We start from the raw sequence: 17,582 nt of genomic DNA, 5'->3' as shown, positions 1-17,582 counted from the left end.
GGAGGCAAGCCACCGCGCCGTTGCGCCTGGGCTGGCAAGAGGAAAATGGCAGGTTCCGACTTTTAGTTTGTAAAAAACTGTGTCATCACTCGCTATCAACATTGTTGTCCACACATTTAGGTCGGATGAATCGTCGATCCGATGAATAGTGCTCTGCACATTGAACAATTATTCACTCGAACAGCTAAGGGTCTAGGCTCCGACAGGCGCTTGTGTTAACTGATGGTCGAGCATCATTCGCTCTCCATCCCGGGTATTCCTGCTCCGGCACAGATGTTCTTGCCATCAGTTTGACATTATTACCTAATCTGGATCAAAAATTCCCTCGCAAGCAGCCTATATCTTGGTGCGAGCTGGGGGGCAAAATGGAGGGCATAGTCGATGATGACGATCGCAATTCGATCAGGGTCTCCTTTATTCCAGATGTAAACACGGAGCACATGAGCGATCGCCAGCTGTGGGAATACATTGTCTATCGCGTGTTTCCCGACGGGGATGCATTTGCAGCGGCGGATTGGATCTTTGAAAAATACAAGAATCTGGGCCTCGCGCTTCACGAATGTGAGAGGCTCGCCAATCCGACGCCCGTAATGCAAAGGATCTGCCAGGAATTGCGGATCATGCTTGAGGTTTGCTGCCGCGTCTCGCGGGCGCGGTTGGCAAAACGACCTGCCATGAAGTGTCACAGCGAGATCGTGGAATATTGTAAGATCCGTATGGCCCATTTGCCGCGAGAGCAGTTCCGCTTGCTCTGCTTCAATAGTCGCTATCACCTCATCGCCGACGAAGTGCAGCAGATCGGGACCGTAAATCACGTCGCGGCTTATCCAAGGGAGATCGCGCGCCGTGCGCTGGAGTTGGGCGCCAGCGCCATTGTGCTTGTCCATAATCATCCATCAGGGGATCCGACGCCCTCCAACAATGACATTCAGATGACGCGATCTATCGTTCATTGCCTCAAGCCTTTGGGCATAGAGGTGCTTGACCATATCATCGTGGCCCCTGAGATATGCGCGAGCTTTCGGCGTCTGGGACTATTCTCAGAGACCAGTTTGGAGCTTCTTGCCAATTAGTGTGAGCAAGGACTTGGGAGGCGGTTTCGCGGTTGAGAGAAAAGTGAAAACGCTCTAGAGGGCCGGCGGGGGCTCGGGAAAGCACAGGATCTGGCGCGCATCGGATGAGCTATCGACCGCGCCAGCTCCATGGCGGGATCAGGTGAAGATCCCATCGCCACGACATATGTTGTCGTGCATTCGAACGGCGAGTGATGGCACTAGAGTGGATGGAGATGAGCAGCGTTAACCAGCCAGATATCCCGGGAAAGGCGATAGATCCGGCGGATATCCGGCCCGGGTGGTTCTCCATCGCGCCCATGATGGAGTGGACGGACCGGCATTGCCGCGTCTTTCTGCGGCAGATCTCGACGCACGCCCTGCTCTATACGGAAATGGTGACGGCGCAGGCTGTCATTCATGGCGACCGCCAGCGGTTGCTTGGGTTCGATGAGGCCGAGCACCCGGTCGCGCTGCAGCTTGGCGGCAGCGATCCGTCCTTGTTGGCGGAGGCCGCCAGGATTGGCGCCGATTTCGGCTATGACGCCATCAATCTCAATGTGGGCTGCCCATCCGATCGGGTCCAGTCAGGGCGGTTCGGTGCATGCCTGATGGCGGAACCTCAGCTCGTGGCCGAATGTTTCGCGGCAATGCAGGCAGCGGTTTCCGTGCCTGTCACCATCAAATGCCGGATCGGGATCGATGACCAGGACGAGGACGAAGCGCTCGATCGGTTCGTTGGCCTTGTTGCGGATGCCGGTTGCACAGAGTTCATCGTCCATGCCCGCAAGGCCTGGTTAAAGGGGCTGAGCCCCAAAGAAAATCGCGAGATCCCCCCGCTCAATTACGGGCGGGTGCATCGGCTCAAGCAGGCGCGTCCTCATCTCACGATCAGCATCAATGGCGGCATCCAGACGGTGGACGAGGCCCTGCGCCAGCTTGATCGCATAGACGGGGTCATGGTGGGGCGTGCCGCTTATCAGAACCCCTATATGCTCGCAGAGGTCGATCAGCGCATTTTCGGGGCAAAGACACCGGTCATCAGCCGGGAAGGGGTAGTGGAACACTTCCTGCCCTATGTGGCGCGCCAGATCGAGGCAGGTGTGCCGCTCAATGCCATGACCCGGCATATTCTCGGTCTCTTCAATGGCGTCGCCGGCGGGCGCGCCTGGCGGCGGCATTTGAGCGAGAATGCCCATAAACCGGGTGCGGGAATTGCCGTGGTTCAGGATGCGCTCTCGCTCATCCTTCGGCATCGGGCAGCGCGCGCTGAGAGCCTGCGGCCTCAATCCGAACTGGTTCCGGCCGGTTGATCAGCGTCACCAAGACATAGGAAATGATCATCAGCAGGAACCAGGAGCCAAGCTTTGCTGGCGCCACCATGTTCCACTGCACGGATTGGCTGGGATAGACCCAGGTGCGGGTGAAGGTTCCAAGGTTCTCCGCGAACCAGATGAAGAGGGCAACGAGGAAAAAGCCGAGGATGAGCGGCATGCACCGGTAATGCCGATGGATCTTGAAATAGATCCAACAGCGGCCAAACAGCAGGGCGGTTGCCGCAAACAGCGCGAGCCTTATGTCAGCCGTATAATGATGGGCGAAGAAGTTGATGTAGATTGCCGCGGCCAAGGTGCAGGTGGCCCAGAGCGGAGGATGCGCCGTGAAGCGGAAATCAAACAGGCGCCAAGCCCTCGCGATATAGCTGCCCACGCAGGCATACATGAAGCCGGTAAAGAGCGGGACGCCGGCAATGCGCAAATACGCTGCCTCGGGATAGATCCATGAGCCCTTGGCGGTCTTGAAGATCTCCATCACCGTGCCGACCATGTGATAGATCAGGATCACCTTGGCCTCGTCCAGCGTCTCCATCCGGCTGGCGATCAGTGCGATCTGCACGGCAAGGGCTGCGAGCGTGAGGACATCATAGCGGGGCAGGGCGGCGTCTGCCGGATAGAAAAACGCGGTCAGCAGGATGAGGGCGAGCATGATGGCACCGAACAGGCATGCCCAGGCCTGCTTCACCCCAAAGCGCACGAATTCATAAGCGAAGACCGCGAGCGGGCCGTTGCGTCCGGCCCAGGCAGCAATGGCTGCATCGGTTGCAAGAAGCGGGGTGAGCAGCGGCCAGTTGTAGACGGCGCTCGCCTGATGTTGCGGCGGGTGGCGCCTCGGTGCCATCCCGAGCCTCAGATCGTCTCGGCGGGCATCAGCGGTGTGGCGAGGGCCAGCACGGCTTCGGGATCATAATCCTCATTGAACAGGCGAAAATCGCCTTGCATACAGAGCGCCTCGTCCAGCATGCAGCGATATTCCTCCCGGCTCACCTCGCAGGCGCCGAAGGTGCTGAGATGGCTGGTGACGAACTGGGTGTCGAGCAGCACGAAGCCGCCGGCATTCAGTCGGGCAACGAGATGGACCAGGGCGACCTTGCTCGCATCCCGTTCCCTGGAGAACATGCTCTCCCCGAAAAAGGCAGCGCCCACGCGCACCCCGTAAAGGCCGCCGACCAGGCGGTTCTCGCGCCAGCATTCGATGGTGTGGCAATAGCCCAGCTGGAACAATTGCCCATAAAGGGCGCGGATCCGGTCATTGATCCAGGTGGAGCGCCGCCCCGGCTTTGATTCGGCGCAGGCGCCGATGACGCCGGGAAAATCCGTATCAATGCGAATTTCGAAGTTACGCTGGCGGATGGTGCGCTTCAGCCGTCGCGGCACGTGGAAGGCATCGAGGGGAATGATGCCGCGTCGCTCCGGGTCGATCCAATAGAGCGCGCTGTCATCAGCGCTCTCCGCCATGGGAAAAATACCGGCCGCATAGGCCTTGAGCAGGATCTGGGGGGTGATTGTGCTCATGACCGACGGTTCCGACTAAGATATCCTCACGCTTGTTTGCGGCGCTCGAGATATTTCTCTAGCCAATGGATATCGTAATTCCCGTCGATAATGCCATCCTCCTTGAGCAGGTCGATAAACAGAGGAATGGTGGTCTCTACCCCTTCGATGACATACTCGCTCAATGCTCTACGCAAGCGCATCAGGCACTCGTTGCGCGTCTTGCCGGTGACGATCAGCTTGGCGATGAGGCTGTCGTAATAGGGCGGCACCGTATAACCGGCATAAATGCCGCTATCGACGCGAACCCCGAGACCACCGGGCACATGGACTGATTCGATCCGGCCGGGGGAGGGGGTGAAGGTCAGCGGGTTTTCCGCATTAATCCGACATTCGATGGCGTGGCCGGCGAAGGTCACATCTTTCTGCGTAACCCCGAGGCGCGCGCCCGATGCGATGCGCAGCTGCTCCTGGACGATGTCGATCCCGGTGATCGCCTCCGTCACCGGATGCTCGACCTGCAGGCGCGTATTCATCTCGATGAAGAAAAATTCGCCATTCTCGTAGAGGAACTCGATGGTGCCCGCGCCGGAATAGCCGAGATCGGCAATGGCCGTGGCCACTTTTTCCCCGATCTCCTCGCGCTGGCTCGCATTGAGGGCGGGCGAGAGCGCCTCTTCCCAGAGCTTCTGGTGGCGGCGCTGGAGCGAGCAGTCGCGCTCGCCTAGATGTATGGCGCCGCCCTGGCCATCGCCGAGGACCTGGATCTCGATATGCCTGGGCTTGTCCAGATATTTCTCGAGATAAACCGCGTCATCGCCGAAGGCAGCCTTGGCCTCGCTCTGCGCTGTATGGAGCGCCTGCTCGAGATCGGCCTCACTGCGCGCCACCTTCATGCCGCGGCCACCACCGCCCGCTGCGGCCTTGATCAACACGGGAAAGCCGATCTCCTTGGCCACGCGCTTGGCCTCGCCAGCGTCGCGGATCGCGCCATCAGAACCGGGAACGACAGGAAGGCCTAAGCGAACGGCGGTGCGCTTGGCCTCGATCTTGTCGCCCATAATACGGATGTGCTCGGCACTCGGGCCGATGAAGACGATGTTGTGATCCGCGAGGATCTCGGCGAACCGGGCATTCTCGGCCAGGAAGCCATAGCCAGGATGGACCGCATCGGCACCAGTGATCTCGCAGGCCGCGAGCAGGGACGGGATATTGAGATAGCTGTCGCGAGCAGCGGGGGGGCCGATGCATACGCTTTCATCGGCCAAGCGCACATGCATCGCGTTCTCGTCCGCAGTCGAATGCACGGCCACCGTCTTGATGCCGAGCTCGCGGCAGGCACGCATGATGCGCAGGGCGATTTCGCCGCGATTGGCGATCAGGACCTTATCGAACATGGGGTGCTACAACTCCCCTCATTCGATGATCATCAAAGGTTCGCCGAATTCGACCGGGGCGGCATCTTCCACCAGAATGGCCGTGACCTTGCCGGCATGCGGGGCCGGAATGTGGTTCATGGTCTTCATGGCTTCGACGATGAGCACGGTGTCGCCCTTTGCGACCTGCTGGCCAATCTGCACGAAGGGCTGGGCACCGGGGGCCGGCGCGCGATAGGCGGTGCCGACCATGGGCGATTTCACCACGCCCGGATGTTGCGCAGGATCAGCGGCCGCCGGGGCGGCAGCCTGTGCCGGTGGCTGTGCGCCAGCCGGTGCGGCCACGACCGGGTGGGCAAGTGGTGCCGCCACCATATGGCTCACCGCCTGGCCGGCCCGCGACACACGCAGCCGCATGCCGTCCTGCTCGATCTCGATTTCCAGTAGGCCTGTCTCGTTAAGGAGATCGGCGAGATCGCGAATCATGGCGCGATCTATGACGGCCCTGTCTCTGCGCATACCCTATAATCTGCCTTTCTAACCGTGATTGCAGGCGATGGATCGGCGCGTGAAGTCCGATAGCTGCAAAATTGCGGGTGTTATAGTCGCAAAGCCGCGGCAACGGAAGCGCAGGCATGAGCCTTTGCCGTTGCCACGACGGATTTGCTCTCTCAAGCGATCTTCTGGTTGTACTCGCCCACTTCGGGATAGTCGGAAAGATGCATGTCGATGTTCTTGAACATCGCCTTCATCATCTCCTCCGAGCTCGGACTTTCGCAGACGACCACCAGTTCCGGCTTGTTGGAGGAGGCGCGCACGAGACCCCAGGTGCCATCGGCCAAAGTCACGCGCACGCCGTTCACGGTGACGAGCTCCCGAATCGGCTGGCCTGCCACCCGCTCGCCATTGGCGGCGAGTTTCTGGTAGTGGCGGACGACCTTATCGACGATGTCGTATTTCACCTCGTCGGGGCAGTGGGGTGACATGGTGGGCGAGCCCCAGGTGCGCGGCAGCGCGTTCTTGAGGTCGGCCATGGACTTGTCCGGATTGCGATCCAGCATGTCACAGATCGCGATGGCGGAGACCAAACCGTCGTCATAGCCGCGCCCCACGGGGGCGTTGAAGAAATAGTGGCCCGACTTCTCGAAGCCCGCGAGCGCCTTGATGTCACGGTTGCGGCGCTTGATATGGGAATGACCGGTCTTCCAGTAATCTGCCTTCACACCGTTCTGCTTCAACACGGGATCGGTGAGGAAGAGGCCGGTCGATTTGACGTCGACGACGAAGGTTGCGCCGGGATTGAGCGTCGAGAGATCGCGGGCAAGCATCACGCCGACCTTGTCCGCGAAGATCTCCTCGCCCTCATCGTCGATCACGCCACAGCGGTCGCCGTCACCATCGAAGCCCAGGCCTATATCGGCACCGGTTGCACGCACCTTATCGGCGATGGCGTGCAGCATCTTCAGGTCTTCGGGGTTGGGGTTGTAGTTGGGGAAAGTGTAGTCGAGGTCGCAATCGAGCGGGATCACCTCGCAGCCGATCCGCTCAAGGATCTCCGGCGCAAAGGCGCCGGCGGTGCCATTGCCGCACGCTGCGACCACCTTCAGCCGGCGTTTGAGCTTCGGCCGGTTGGTCAAATCCTCGATGTAGCGCTGCTGGAGATCCTGCACGAGCTTGAGCTCGCCGCCCGGGCGCTCGCGCCAGGCGCCGTTCATCACGATCTCCTTCAGGGCCGTCATTTCGTCGGGGCCGAAGGTCACTGGCCGGTCCATGCCCATCTTCACGCCGGTCCAGCCATTGTCATTATGGCTGGCGGTGACCATGGCGACCGCCGGCACGTCCAGGGCGAACTGGGCGAAATAGGCCATGGGGGTCATGGCCAGGCCGATATCGTGCACGGTGCAGCCTGAGCCGAGCAGACCGGTGATCAGGGCGTGTTTGATGGATGAGGAATAGGAGCGATAATCGTGGCCCACTACGATTTCTGGCTTTATGCCGCGGTCAGCCAGGAACGTGCCCAGCGCAAGGCCGAGACAGCGCATGCCGAGCAGGTTGACCTCCGGCCCGAATAGCCAGCGCGCATCATATTCCCGAAAGCCGGTCGCCTTGACCAGCGGCAGCTCCTCATATTCGCGAGTGTTGGGAACCAGGTCCTGCCTCGGCTTCACGGCCATCGGATGCTCCTTCCTCAGAGTAACTGCGCTTGTTTAACGTCATTTATGCAGAACCAGTTCGCCGCCACGGAACTCGAAGGCACCGAGGCTGCGAAGGTAATTCATGCCCAAGAGACTGCCGCGCATCGCTCCGGGCCTGGTGACCAGCGCGCGCAAGCCTTGCACGGCGATCCCGCCCACCGATACGGACTGAAGCCGCACCTCAGCAGCCTCTGTGCGTCCGTTTGCGGTCTCCACGGGAATATTGAAATAGAGGTCATCGGGGTTGATGCCGACCTTGCGCGCATCCTCGTGAGCAAGCGTGACGGTGGTCGCCCCGGTGTCAATGAGCATGGGCAGGGAATGGCCGTTGATTTCGGCGCGCACGCTGAAATGGCCCGTGCTATCGGCGCGGATGGTCACGATCTGCTGGTCGGCGCCATCGACGCTGATGGTCTGGGACGCGGGAAGGCCGGGGATCAGTTCCCCGGCAAGGCGTTGGCCGATGGTCGACAGCTCGAAACGGTAGGTATAGGCGATGAGCAGCAGCAGCGCGATGGCGAGCCAAATGGCGATATGCTGGGCGGCTGTGCCCATGCGCCCGCGATAGGACCAGAGCAGCGGAAGGCCGATCACCAGCAGGAGGGCCGTTGCGGAGGCGATGCGCGCGAAATCGCTGTCGGTGACGCCGAGCGCTGCGCCCGGGTCCTCCACAAGGATCAGGATGATCGCGGCAAGTGCGAGGATGCCTATGCCGATCCAGCCGATCATGCGAGGTCGGTCCCCGAGACGGGCTCATGGGTGAGGGAGCGGCGGGCCCGGGCACCGCCTTTGCGCCGGCGCTCAGCCGTCATCGCCTTAAGCCGCGCTGGCAACTCGGCCATCACCGCCTTGCGTTGCTCGGCGGTCATGGCAAGCCAGCCGCCAATCTCATCCCCGCTTCGCCCACAGCCGATACAAAGCCGGGTGTCGAAATCGACCACGCAGACCTTGATGCAGGGTGTCTCGATGACGGTTGCGCTCATAAGCTCACATCGTTCACGGCAGGGCGGCGGCAATGGCCAGAAGAAAGGCAATTTCGCTGGCTTGCTGCACGGCGCCCGCGATATCGCCAGTTTGGCCACCTATGTGTTTGTTCGCAAGCCGGCGCACAAGCAGATAGGCAATATAGGCCGCAAGGAGAGCCACCAGGCCCGCGAACAGGCCGAAGCTCCAGATGGTGAGGAGGCCGGCCATGATGCCGCCCAGAGCGAGCGCCTGGCGGATGATCCTGGTATCCGGCGTTCCGGCGGCGGCGGATAACCCATCGCTTCGGGCGGGCGGCAGCGAGCCGAGCAGGCGAACCATCAGTGCTCGCGACCAAGCGCCGGAGGCGGCCAACACCACGATGATATTGGCCCAGCCGCCGAAATCGGAGATTTCGATAATGGCGCCGATGCGCAGCAGAACCGCAATGATCACGGCGCAGGCACCGTAAGTGCCAAGGCGCGAATCGCGCATGATGAGCAGCTTTGCCTCGGCCGTCGGCCCTCCACCGAGCCCGTCAGCCGTGTCCGCCAGACCGTCTTCATGAAAACAGCCGGTCATCAGCATGGCGCCGGCCACAGCGATCGTTGCGGCCAGGAAAACCGAGAGGCCAAGCTCGATGGCAATCGCGAAAAGAAGGCCGGTCAGCAACCCCAAAACGATGCCGGCGATTGGAAAGGCACGCATGGCAAGGGCGAAGTCCCCGTCGGGAGGCGCGGCGGTCCCAAAGGGCAGCCGCGTCAGGAGCCCGAGAGCATATCGGCTGTCCTCCCACCAGCGGGAGCCGTCAAACCAGGCATCGCGACCATCCATACGCGGCATATTCATCCACCTCGATTGCTGCGCTTTCAAGCCGCCAAGCCAGCGGCTATAGCCGTCTCAATGGGCGGCTGTAAAGCGCGCCCCAGTGATCATTGGCGGACGGCATTTTCATGACAGATGCGCAGGGCATCAGCGCCCTAGAAGAGTTGCGGGACCTCATCAGGAACCTGCCAGGGCCCGATCTCGCGGCGGAAGCGGCCGCAAAGGCGCGGCAGAGTGAGCTCACCAAACCGCAAGGCTCGCTCGGCAGACTGGAGGAGCTTGCCGCCTGGCTCGCCGCCTGGCAGGGGCAGCATCCGCCCTCCATGCGGCAGGCCATGGTGGTGGTCTATGCAGGAAATCACGGGGTGGTGGCGCAAGGGGTTGCGGCCTATCCATCCTCCGTCACCGCGGAGATGGTGACGAATTTCCGTAATGGTGGCGCGGCGATCAACCAGATCTGCGAGAGCCTTGGGCTTGGCCTGCAGGTGTTCGAACTCGGGCTCGAGGTGCCGACGGGCGATATCAGCGAGACCGCCGCCATGACCGAGGAAGAATGTGCCGCCACGATAGTCTATGGGTTCGAGGCGGTGGCGGCGCCAATCGATCTGCTCTGCTTGGGCGAGATGGGGATCGGGAATACAACGGTCGCGTCCGCTCTTTGCCTTGCGCTGTTTGGTGGCGAGGCCATGGATTGGGTCGGCCCGGGTACCGGGCTCGATGAAGCGGGCGTTCGGCGGAAAGCCGAAGTGGTGACGCGGGCCGTCGAGCTCCACGAAGATGCCTTAGGCGATCCCCTCGCCATACTCACCCGCCTGGGGGGGCGGGAATTTGCCGCCATTTGCGGCGCGATCATTGGCGCGCGCATGCGGCAGGTTCCGGTGGTGCTCGATGGCTTTGTCTGCTGTGCGGCGGCCGCCATTCTCCATGCGATTTCCCCGGATGCGCTGGATCATTGCGTTGCCGGCCATCGCTCAGCCGAGCCGGCCCACGGCCTGCTGCTCGAACGTTTGGGTAAAGTGCCCCTGCTTGATCTCGGCATGCGGCTGGGGGAGGCCAGCGGGGCCGCGCTGGCGGCCGGGGTGCTGAAATCCGCAGCTCAGATCCACCGAGGCATGGCGACGTTCGGTGAGGCAGGGGTGAGCGGACCCAGCCGCTAAGCCTGCATTCTACTGGGGAGGGCGCTAGCGGGTCACTGCCATCAATAAGCGCTGGCCGGTGGTGGGGCGCATCAGCGGACGCTGCTCGACAGGGGTCGTATCGATGGTCCGCCAGGCGGGGAAGTCTACCGAGAGGACGGTGCCGCCACCGTCGCGGGCGCGAATGGTGAGTGCGGCATCATGACGCCGGGCAAGCCTGCTCGCGAGGAAGATCGTGCTGTCATTGCCCACGGCATAGCCATCGCCGATTACGGACAGCCTTATGCCGGCGGATGCGTTGACGCTGAGCTTGATGGTCACGGTGCCCCCATAGGGACAAGCGTTCAGCGCGCTTGCCGCCATGGCCATCCACAGATTCTGAAGGGCGACCGGATCACCGGTCAGATGGGGCAGGCCTGCTTCGCTGGTGTGCCTCAGGATAATCTGGCGGGCGCTGGCCCGGCTCTGAAGCTGGCGGATCGTTTCCCGCGCCAGGCGGTTGGGCAAGACGATCTCCTCTTCTGTTTCCTCCATCAAGCGCTGAATCTCACCGTCGCTGCGGAGGCTGCAGCGGATGATGGAAAAAATGAAGCTTGTGAACAAGATTCCCGGCACAACGGCGATGGCAATGGTTAACGGCGATGCGGTGCCGGGGACCAGGAAGAACAGTGAGAGCCAGACGAGCGTGAGGAGAGAACTCGTCCCTACGAGCCGCAGGATGAACGGCTTGGGGTCGTGATCGAGGCGGAGTTCCGCCCTGATAATCTGTCTACAGACAAGAAGTTGAATGCCCTTTGTGATGAAGATGAGCGCCAGCCAGATTAGCCCGTGACTCGGCTTGTTGGCGAGCCCGATCAGGAACAGTGCGAGAATTGCAAAGGCGGGAGGGACACAGGTAAACCGTAGCTGCTCGGCGGCGAACAATCGCAGGCAAGCGATTGATCTGGCGCGGAAATTGTCTTCAGGCTGCATAAGCGAGAGTGTGTCGACACCCTGGTCGCTCATTCTCTATGTCCCCTTGAGAGGCTAAAGATCTAAGGTCGCTCAGGAATCGGCTGTGTTGGCGGGTTATTGTTTTTCAGTCCACTGTTCAACGCCGATCGTGCAGGCAAAATAAGAGGCGACAGATTAACAAGGGCTTCCCGAAGCTGGTTAACTGAGTGAAATAGATTTGGTTTGTATTTTCATAGAATGGTCCGAATACCATTAAGACAAGCAGGGCAGCACTGTTACGGAGGTCGAGGTGAAGCTGTTCGAGGAAGGCCGGGCGCCGAACCCGCGGCGTGTTCGCATTTTTCTCGCTGAAAAGGGCGTAGAGATCGAGCACGTTCAGGTCGACATCAATGAAAAGGCGCATCTCACCGAGGAGATGCTGCGGCTCAATCCTATGGGTCGGCTCCCATTCCTGTTGCTGGATGACGGGCGGGTCATCGCCGAGACGATCGCCATCTGCCGCTACTTCGAAGAGCTCAAGCCGGAGCCGCCGCTGTTTGGCACCGATGCTTTCGACAAGGCGGCAGTCGAGATGTGGCAGCGGCGGGTCGAACAGCGTCTACTTGATCCGGTATCGCATGCTTTCAGACATACGAATCCAAAGATGGCGCCTCTCGAACAGCCGCAATTTCCCGAATGGGGGGCTGCCAATCGCGACAAGGCGGCATGGATGCTGAACTTCCTCAATCGCGAGCTCGCGCAGCGGCCATTCATCGCGGGAGATAAGTTCTCGGTGGCCGATATCACCACACTTGTGGCGGTCGATTTCATGAAACTGGCCAAATTGGCGCTTACCGACGATCACCTGCAGCTGAAGGACTGGCATGAACGCGTCTCCTCCCGCCCGAGCGCCAAAGCATGAGAGCTCACGTGGTCTCTAAGGGCGAGATGAGGATCACATTCATCGGAACCGGAGATGCGTTCGGCAGTGGCGGGCGTTTCAACACCTGCTTCCAGCTCGAGACATCGGCTGCCACGGTGCTCATCGATTGCGGGGCATCGTCACTGATCGCCATGAACCGGCTCAATATCGATCGCAATCGGATCGATGCCATCATCCTCAGCCATCTGCACGGCGATCATTTCGGCGGCCTGCCTTTTCTCCTGCTGGAATGCCAGTTCATCTCGCAAAGAAGCCGGCCGCTCATCATCGCCGGGCCGCCCGGGGTGGAAGCTCGGGTCATGGCCCTGGCCGAGGCCATGTTCCCCGGCTCGAGCACCGCAAAGCGATCATTCGCGGTGGACTATGTGGAGATCGAGCCCGGAAGCCCTTGCACCATCTGCGGCATCGCGGTCGAAAGCCGGGCGGTGATCCATCCTTCTGGGGCGCCGGCCACCGCCTTGAGGCTCGAATGTGACGGTAAGGTGTTTGCCTATTCGGGTGACACTGAATGGACCGACGTCCTGTTGGAGATCGCCCGGGATGCCGACCTCTTCGTCTGCGAGTGCTATGCCCGGGACCGCGAGATCCCCTACCATCTCTGCTACGGGACACTTGTTGAGCGAAGGGCGGAATTCACCGCACGGCGCATGATGCTGACCCATATGGGGCGCGAGATGCTCGCCGACCTCTCACAGATCGCTTTTGAAGCAGCCGAGGATGGGCGTGTGGTCTCGTTCTAGAGCGGATTTGCTTCTTCCTGATAGACGACGCTGCTCAAGGCTCTTGCTCGGTCGCGCTTTTCTCATGCCAACCATTTTCTCCTTCGCTCGAAAATGCGCCCGGCATCTTTGCCCTTCCGCTCGGTTGATCCTCGTCCTCATTCTTGCAGCGTGGGTTGGCTCTTGCGCGCCGCGGCTTCAGTCGCGGCCCATCGACAGCGCCGTGCCGCATCTCACCCACGATGCCGCCATTATGGCAGATGGCTATCGGCTGCCGATGAAGGTGTGGCGAGCGCGCCGGCCCGAGGCGGTGATCATCGCCGTGCATGGCTTCAATGCCTATAGCGGCGACTTTGCACTGGCCGCACCCTGGTTTGCCAAGCGCGGCGTGACGGTCTACGCCTATGATCAGCGCGGTTTCGGCAATACCGCCCAGCGGGGCGTGTGGCCGGGAAGCGATGTGATGGTGGACGATCTCCAGACCATCACGCGGCTGATCAAGGCGCGCCATCGCGGCGTTCCGGTCTATGTGCTCGGCACCTCGATGGGCGGCGCGGTGACCATGGTGGCCCTCACCAAAGGGCTCGATGTGGATGGAGCCATTCTGGTTGCGCCGGCGATCTGGGGGTGGCAGGCCATGAACCCGCTCTATAAGGGCGCGCTGTGGATCGCCGCTCATACCATACCGGGAAAGACCGCGACCGGCAGCGGCCTCGACATATGGCCAACGGACAACATGGCCGTATTGCGGGAGATGTCCAAGGACAATCTCTATATCCGTGATACCCGGTTCGATGCCGTCTATGGGCTGGTCACGTTGATGGATGAGGCCTATTCCGCCGCACCGGCCATATCGAGACCCGTGCTCTATCTCTATGGCGCGCATGATCAACTGGTTCCGAAGGCACCCACCGCTGCAGTAATGGCTTCCCTGCGGGGGCCGCACACCATCGGCTATTATGCCGAGGGCTGGCACATGCTGCTGCACGACAAGCAACGGCTTACCGTCTATCGTGACATTCTCGCCTGGATGAAGCATAGGGCGGCGCCGCTGCCCTCCCAGAGCACCGTCACGCCAGATCTCATCACGCAGCGCATCAGATAGCTTGACCCAGCCTATTCATAACTATAAAAGTTGGAAATAGGGGCGGGGCTCACAGCGGCTGTGGTCGAGATCGCAGCCTGGCAATCGCTAGGACGCAGCTGAGGGGATCATCCCGTCGGTCTCGCGTCAGGAAGGCTGGTGCGACATGAACATGATAGCCAGAGTGTCGACTGAGGAAGAGCGGCGGCGCCTCGAAGTTCTCGTGCCGAGCAAAGACGTTTTGAGGGCTTCGGGTCAGGTGCAATCGCTCAGCCGCGCGCTGAAGCTGCTCAACTCGCTATCCCATCATCCGCAGGGGCTGTCGCTCAGCGAGGTGGCGCAAGAGGTTGGATTGCCGACATCGACCGCGCATCGCCTGCTCACCACCCTCCAGAATGAGCGCTTCGTCCGCTTCGACCAGGAGCGCTCGACCTGGCTCGTCGGCGTGCAATCCTTCCGGGTGGGTTCGGCCTTCGTACGCTCGCGAGACATTGCCGCGATTGCCCGGCCATTCATGCGGCGGCTGATGGAGCAGGCGGGAGAAACGGTCAATCTCGCGATCTATGACCGCAGCGAGGTCGTCTATATCGCTCAAGTCGAGTGCCAGAAGGCGATGCGGGTGGTATCGGGACCGGGCGCACGCGCGCTGCTTCATGCGTCAGCCTGCGGCAAAGTGCTCATGGCGCATATGAATGAGAGCGATGCCTGCCGCATCTATATGGGGCAGGAGCTGCGGCGGGAGACGCCGAACACGCTGACCACCATTGATGCGCTGCGCCGCGAGATGGCGGCGATCCGCAATCGCGGCTTTGCCATCGACAATGAGGAGACTGCGGTCGGGCTGCGGTGTCTTGCCAGCCTGATCCATGACGAGCACGGGGCAGCGCTCGCGGCGCTCTCCGTATCGGGCCCCACCGCTCGCATCACTGATGGCCGGCTGACCAGTCTTGGGCTTGCGGTGAAGGCGATTGCAGCAGAGATTACCGCCGAGGTCGGCGGGCGGTCCTTGCCGTAAAGCACCCAGCGCCGACCCGTCACAAGAAGAACGGGCCGATGACGGACATTACAAAAGACCAAGTGCTCGCGCAGCTCGCCAAGGTGCGCGGGCCGGACCTTTCCAGCAATATCGTCGCCTTGGGACTGGTCTCGGAGATCGTCATCCGAGATGGCACGGTCACCTTTGCCCTTACGGTTGATCCAGCGCGCGCCCGGGAGATGGAGGCGCTACGGCAGGCAGCAGAAAAGGCGGTGAGCCAGATTGCGGGCATTCAGCAGGTGCGGGTCGTGCTCACGGCCGATGCGCCATCGGAGCGCGCAAAACCCGCACCAAATGGAGCACCGGCCGCAGGTCGGGGCCGCACGGTCACACCTCCTCCCTCGATGATACGGTCAGCTCCACCTCCTGGGGGACCAGGGGCGGCGAGCGGCCGTCCGGTACGGCAGACCGGCGCCGTCCCCGGCATTCGTCACATTATTGCTGTGGCTTCGGGCAAAGGCGGTGTGGGCAAATCGACCACGGCGGTCAATCTCGCGCTGGCGCTTCTGTGCAACGGCCTCAAGGTGGGCCTGCTGGATGCGGATATCTACGGGCCGTCCATGCCCCGCCTGCTGGGTGTCACCGGCAAGCCGCGCTCTGCCGGCGGCCGCACGCTTCTGCCTATGGAGGGTCACGGGCTGAAGGTCATGTCCATGGGCTTTCTCGTCGAGGAAGACACGGCCATGATCTGGCGAGGACCGATGGTGATGTCGGCCCTCACCCAGATGCTGCGGGAGGTTGCCTGGGGCGAGCTCGATGTGCTGGTGGTGGACATGCCACCGGGAACGGGGGATGCCCAGCTCACCATGGCGCAGCAGGTGCCCCTATCGGGTGCCGTGATCGTATCGACCCCGCAGGATCTTGCCCTCATCGATGCCCGCAAGGGGCTCAATATGTTCAAAAAGGTCGACGTGCCGGTCCTCGGTATCATCGAAAATATGAGCTATTTCATCTGCCCGAAATGTGGTGAGCGGTCCGAGATCTTCGGTCATGGTGGCGCAAGGGCCGAAGCGCAAAGGCTTGGTCTGCCGTTCCTGGGCGAGGTGCCGCTTGACATCATCATGCGGGAGCGGTCCGATGCAGGGCAGCCGGTCGTGGTCTCTGAACCGGACAGCGTGCATTCGGCGATCTTCCGCGAGATTGCTCGGGATGTCTGGGGCCAGATCTCGGAAGGCCGCGCCGTTCAGGGCCGCAAGGCGCCACGCATCGTCATCGAATAGGACGGGCCATGCTGATCGATCCGGCAAGTCTCGCGGGCTTCATGCTCGCATCCATTGCCGTCTATCTCGCGCCGGGCGCCGACATGGCCTATATCGGCAGCACTGCCATGAGCCGCGGCTTCACGGCGGGCCTGTGGGCATCGTTCGGAACACTCTCGGGTGTTGCCATCCAGGCTTTCGCCACCGGCATTGGCATCAGCGCGCTCTTCGTTGCTTCGCCCGTCTTGTTCGAGATCACCCGCTGGGTCGGGGTTGCCTATCTTGCCTATCTCGGCGTCAAGATGCTCACGAGCGTTGGTGGGGAGCGGCCTCATACGAGACATGAGCTCGGGCGCGCTAGCCTTCTCGTCAAAGGGGCGGCGATCAATCTGCTCAATCCAAAGATCTCCCTGTTCTTCCTGGCCTTCCTGCCGCAATTTGCCGATCCATCGCGCGGCCGGATGACGGCGCAGCTGCTCCTATTGGGTGGCTTGTTTACGGTCGGTGCCCTGATCTGGGGCATCATTCAGGCCTATGCTTTCTCGAAAGCCGGGAACTGGCTTGCCGCCCGCCCGAGCTTGCAGCAATGGCAGGAGCGGGTCACCGGCAGCGCGATGCTGCTCTTTGCCGGCATGCTTGCCGCATCCGGCTTGCGTCGTTGATCTCATCTGTTGATCTCATTCAAGGAAATCCCCGATGACCGCTCCCAAGACCCTGCTCGATATGGCCGGCGCCAAGCTCCAAGCTCCCGAGCTTTCCCGCAGCACTCTCGTGCTCATCGATTATCAGAACGAATATGTGAGCGGCGCCTTACCGCTCGCGGGTGTGGACCAGGCGATCAGCGCGGCGGCGATGCTGCTCGAAAAGGCCCGCAAGGCCGGTGCGCGCATCATCCATGTGGCGCATAAGGGCAAGCCCGGCAGCCTCTTCGATCGGGAGGCGGAGCGCGGCCAGATCATCGGGGCGATTACGCCACGCGCGGATGAAAGGGTGATCGAAAAGGCCCTGCCAAATGCCTTTGCGCAGACAGAGCTCGCCAAAGTGATTGGACAGGAGGGACGTCCGCTCGTGATTGCGGGCTTCATGACGCATATGTGCGTGAGCTCGACAGTGCGCGCGGCCCTTGATCTCGGCTACTCCACGACGGTCGTCGAGGCTGCTTGCGCCACACGGGACTTGCCCGGCGTCGATGGCGAGCCGGTCAGCGGCCGCATGGTTCACAGGGTTGCGCTGACGGAGCTTGCCGACCGATTCGCGCTGGTGGTCAGGGATGCAGAGGCGTTCGCCTGA

General features: G+C 61.6%; 19 protein-coding genes. 10 read left to right on the top strand and 9 right to left on the bottom strand.

All coding sequences use genetic code 11. From position 1 onward, the window contains the following. The first annotated feature begins 212 nt into the window (after positions 1–212). Positions 213–1,073 carry a JAB domain-containing protein gene (locus RCF49_RS04355; protein WP_342642822.1) on the top strand — a complete coding sequence of 287 codons (861 nt, stop codon included), beginning with the start codon at positions 213–215 and terminating at the stop codon, positions 1,071–1,073. Positions 1,074–1,372: 299 nt separating this feature from the next. Beyond that, positions 1,373–2,365, top strand: a complete 993-nt coding sequence (gene dusA / locus RCF49_RS04350) for a tRNA dihydrouridine(20/20a) synthase DusA (protein WP_432807388.1) — start codon at positions 1,373–1,375, stop codon at positions 2,363–2,365. On the opposite strand, the gene RCF49_RS04345 is transcribed toward dusA, so the two are convergent. From RCF49_RS04345 to cobS, 8 genes are all read right to left on the bottom strand, one after another. Beyond that, complete coding sequence (locus tag RCF49_RS04345) at positions 2,295–3,230, bottom strand: DUF817 domain-containing protein (RefSeq protein ID WP_342642820.1); 936 nt, start codon at positions 3,228–3,230, stop codon at positions 2,295–2,297. The genes dusA and RCF49_RS04345 overlap by 71 nt on opposite strands. 8 nt (positions 3,231–3,238) lie before the next feature. Next, the gene (gene aat / locus RCF49_RS04340; protein ID WP_342642819.1) at positions 3,239–3,904 is read right to left on the bottom strand and encodes a leucyl/phenylalanyl-tRNA--protein transferase; all 666 of its coding nucleotides are present in this window, start codon (positions 3,902–3,904) and stop codon (positions 3,239–3,241) included. Between the two features lie 26 nt (positions 3,905–3,930). Continuing rightward, complete coding sequence (accC, locus tag RCF49_RS04335; protein ID WP_342642818.1) at positions 3,931–5,280, bottom strand: acetyl-CoA carboxylase biotin carboxylase subunit; 1,350 nt, start codon at positions 5,278–5,280, stop codon at positions 3,931–3,933. 18 nt (positions 5,281–5,298) lie between these two features. Continuing rightward, positions 5,299–5,778, bottom strand: a complete 480-nt coding sequence (gene accB / locus RCF49_RS04330; protein ID WP_342642817.1) for an acetyl-CoA carboxylase biotin carboxyl carrier protein — start codon at positions 5,776–5,778, stop codon at positions 5,299–5,301. Positions 5,779–5,930: 152 nt separating this feature from the next. After that, positions 5,931–7,433, bottom strand: a complete 1,503-nt coding sequence (locus RCF49_RS04325; protein WP_342642816.1) for a phosphomannomutase/phosphoglucomutase — start codon at positions 7,431–7,433, stop codon at positions 5,931–5,933. Positions 7,434–7,472: 39 nt separating this feature from the next. Further along, complete coding sequence (locus RCF49_RS04320) at positions 7,473–8,183, bottom strand: retropepsin-like aspartic protease family protein (protein WP_342642815.1); 711 nt, start codon at positions 8,181–8,183, stop codon at positions 7,473–7,475. Then, positions 8,180–8,437: a DUF1289 domain-containing protein gene (locus tag RCF49_RS04315; RefSeq protein ID WP_342642814.1), complete on the bottom strand. Its 258-nt coding sequence runs from the start codon at positions 8,435–8,437 to the stop codon at positions 8,180–8,182. The genes RCF49_RS04320 and RCF49_RS04315 overlap by 4 nt, the downstream gene beginning before the upstream one ends. Before the next feature lie 13 nt (positions 8,438–8,450). After that, positions 8,451–9,260 carry an adenosylcobinamide-GDP ribazoletransferase gene (gene cobS, locus RCF49_RS04310; RefSeq protein ID WP_342642813.1) on the bottom strand — a complete coding sequence of 270 codons (810 nt, stop codon included), beginning with the start codon at positions 9,258–9,260 and terminating at the stop codon, positions 8,451–8,453. A gap of 110 nt (positions 9,261–9,370) precedes the next feature. Here cobS and cobT point away from each other — a divergent pair, with 110 nt between their 5' ends. Further along, positions 9,371–10,399 (top strand): nicotinate-nucleotide--dimethylbenzimidazole phosphoribosyltransferase, encoded by a 1,029-nt coding sequence (gene cobT / locus RCF49_RS04305; protein WP_342642812.1) that lies wholly within the window; start codon positions 9,371–9,373, stop codon positions 10,397–10,399. Positions 10,400–10,423: 24 nt separating this feature from the next. Here cobT and RCF49_RS04300 read toward each other — a convergent pair whose 3' ends face one another. Further along, on the bottom strand, positions 10,424–11,383 hold the full coding sequence (locus RCF49_RS04300; protein WP_342642811.1) for a sensor histidine kinase: 960 nt from the start codon (positions 11,381–11,383) through the stop codon (positions 10,424–10,426). 238 nt (positions 11,384–11,621) lie between these two features. Between RCF49_RS04300 and RCF49_RS04295 the strand changes: the two genes are divergently transcribed. The 7 genes from RCF49_RS04295 to RCF49_RS04265 all read left to right on the top strand — a co-directional run bounded on the left by RCF49_RS04295 (position 11,622) and on the right by RCF49_RS04265 (position 17,582). Then, the gene (locus RCF49_RS04295; RefSeq protein WP_342642810.1) at positions 11,622–12,233 is read left to right on the top strand and encodes a glutathione S-transferase family protein; all 612 of its coding nucleotides are present in this window, start codon (positions 11,622–11,624) and stop codon (positions 12,231–12,233) included. Positions 12,234–12,259: 26 nt separating this feature from the next. Further along, positions 12,260–12,994, top strand: coding sequence for an MBL fold metallo-hydrolase (locus RCF49_RS04290; RefSeq protein WP_342642809.1), 735 nt, complete (start codon positions 12,260–12,262; stop codon positions 12,992–12,994). Positions 12,995–13,196: 202 nt separating this feature from the next. Further along, complete coding sequence (locus RCF49_RS04285; protein WP_342642808.1) at positions 13,197–14,078, top strand: alpha/beta hydrolase; 882 nt, start codon at positions 13,197–13,199, stop codon at positions 14,076–14,078. Positions 14,079–14,223: 145 nt separating this feature from the next. Continuing rightward, on the top strand, positions 14,224–15,072 hold the full coding sequence (locus tag RCF49_RS04280; RefSeq protein ID WP_342642807.1) for an IclR family transcriptional regulator: 849 nt from the start codon (positions 14,224–14,226) through the stop codon (positions 15,070–15,072). A gap of 38 nt (positions 15,073–15,110) precedes the next feature. Continuing rightward, positions 15,111–16,313 (top strand): iron-sulfur cluster carrier protein ApbC, encoded by a 1,203-nt coding sequence (gene apbC, locus RCF49_RS04275; protein WP_342642806.1) that lies wholly within the window; start codon positions 15,111–15,113, stop codon positions 16,311–16,313. A gap of 8 nt (positions 16,314–16,321) precedes the next feature. After that, positions 16,322–16,954 (top strand): LysE family translocator, encoded by a 633-nt coding sequence (locus RCF49_RS04270; protein WP_342642805.1) that lies wholly within the window; start codon positions 16,322–16,324, stop codon positions 16,952–16,954. 34 nt (positions 16,955–16,988) lie between these two features. Further along, complete coding sequence (locus RCF49_RS04265) at positions 16,989–17,582, top strand: cysteine hydrolase family protein (protein ID WP_342642804.1); 594 nt, start codon at positions 16,989–16,991, stop codon at positions 17,580–17,582.

The organism is Rhodoligotrophos sp. CJ14, from assembly GCF_038811545.1.
In the GTDB taxonomy this organism is placed as follows: Bacteria; Pseudomonadota; Alphaproteobacteria; order Rhizobiales; family Im1; genus Rhodoligotrophos; species Rhodoligotrophos ferricapiens.
The sequence above is the reverse complement of the archived record's forward strand: the minus strand, read 5'-3'. Positions and strand labels throughout refer to the sequence as shown.

What these genes read in the sequence shown, in the direction of transcription:
- dusA (WP_432807388.1), top strand. Translation starts at nt 1,373, where the DNA reads ATGATGGAGTGGACGGACCGGCATTGCCGCGTCTTTCTGCGGCAGATC.
- RCF49_RS04345 (WP_342642820.1), bottom strand. Translation starts at nt 3,230, where the DNA reads ATGGCACCGAGGCGCCACCCGCCGCAACATCAGGCGAGCGCCGTCTAC.
- aat (WP_342642819.1), bottom strand. Translation starts at nt 3,904, where the DNA reads ATGAGCACAATCACCCCCCAGATCCTGCTCAAGGCCTATGCGGCCGGT.
- accC (WP_342642818.1), bottom strand. Translation starts at nt 5,280, where the DNA reads ATGTTCGATAAGGTCCTGATCGCCAATCGCGGCGAAATCGCCCTGCGC.
- accB (WP_342642817.1), bottom strand. Translation starts at nt 5,778, where the DNA reads ATGCGCAGAGACAGGGCCGTCATAGATCGCGCCATGATTCGCGATCTC.
- RCF49_RS04325 (WP_342642816.1), bottom strand. Translation starts at nt 7,433, where the DNA reads ATGGCCGTGAAGCCGAGGCAGGACCTGGTTCCCAACACTCGCGAATAT.
- RCF49_RS04320 (WP_342642815.1), bottom strand. Translation starts at nt 8,183, where the DNA reads ATGATCGGCTGGATCGGCATAGGCATCCTCGCACTTGCCGCGATCATC.
- RCF49_RS04315 (WP_342642814.1), bottom strand. Translation starts at nt 8,437, where the DNA reads ATGAGCGCAACCGTCATCGAGACACCCTGCATCAAGGTCTGCGTGGTC.
- cobS (WP_342642813.1), bottom strand. Translation starts at nt 9,260, where the DNA reads ATGCCGCGTATGGATGGTCGCGATGCCTGGTTTGACGGCTCCCGCTGG.
- cobT (WP_342642812.1), top strand. Translation starts at nt 9,371, where the DNA reads ATGACAGATGCGCAGGGCATCAGCGCCCTAGAAGAGTTGCGGGACCTC.
- RCF49_RS04300 (WP_342642811.1), bottom strand. Translation starts at nt 11,383, where the DNA reads ATGAGCGACCAGGGTGTCGACACACTCTCGCTTATGCAGCCTGAAGAC.
- RCF49_RS04290 (WP_342642809.1), top strand. Translation starts at nt 12,260, where the DNA reads ATGAGGATCACATTCATCGGAACCGGAGATGCGTTCGGCAGTGGCGGG.
- RCF49_RS04280 (WP_342642807.1), top strand. Translation starts at nt 14,224, where the DNA reads ATGAACATGATAGCCAGAGTGTCGACTGAGGAAGAGCGGCGGCGCCTC.
- apbC (WP_342642806.1), top strand. Translation starts at nt 15,111, where the DNA reads ATGACGGACATTACAAAAGACCAAGTGCTCGCGCAGCTCGCCAAGGTG.
- RCF49_RS04270 (WP_342642805.1), top strand. Translation starts at nt 16,322, where the DNA reads ATGCTGATCGATCCGGCAAGTCTCGCGGGCTTCATGCTCGCATCCATT.
- RCF49_RS04265 (WP_342642804.1), top strand. Translation starts at nt 16,989, where the DNA reads ATGACCGCTCCCAAGACCCTGCTCGATATGGCCGGCGCCAAGCTCCAA.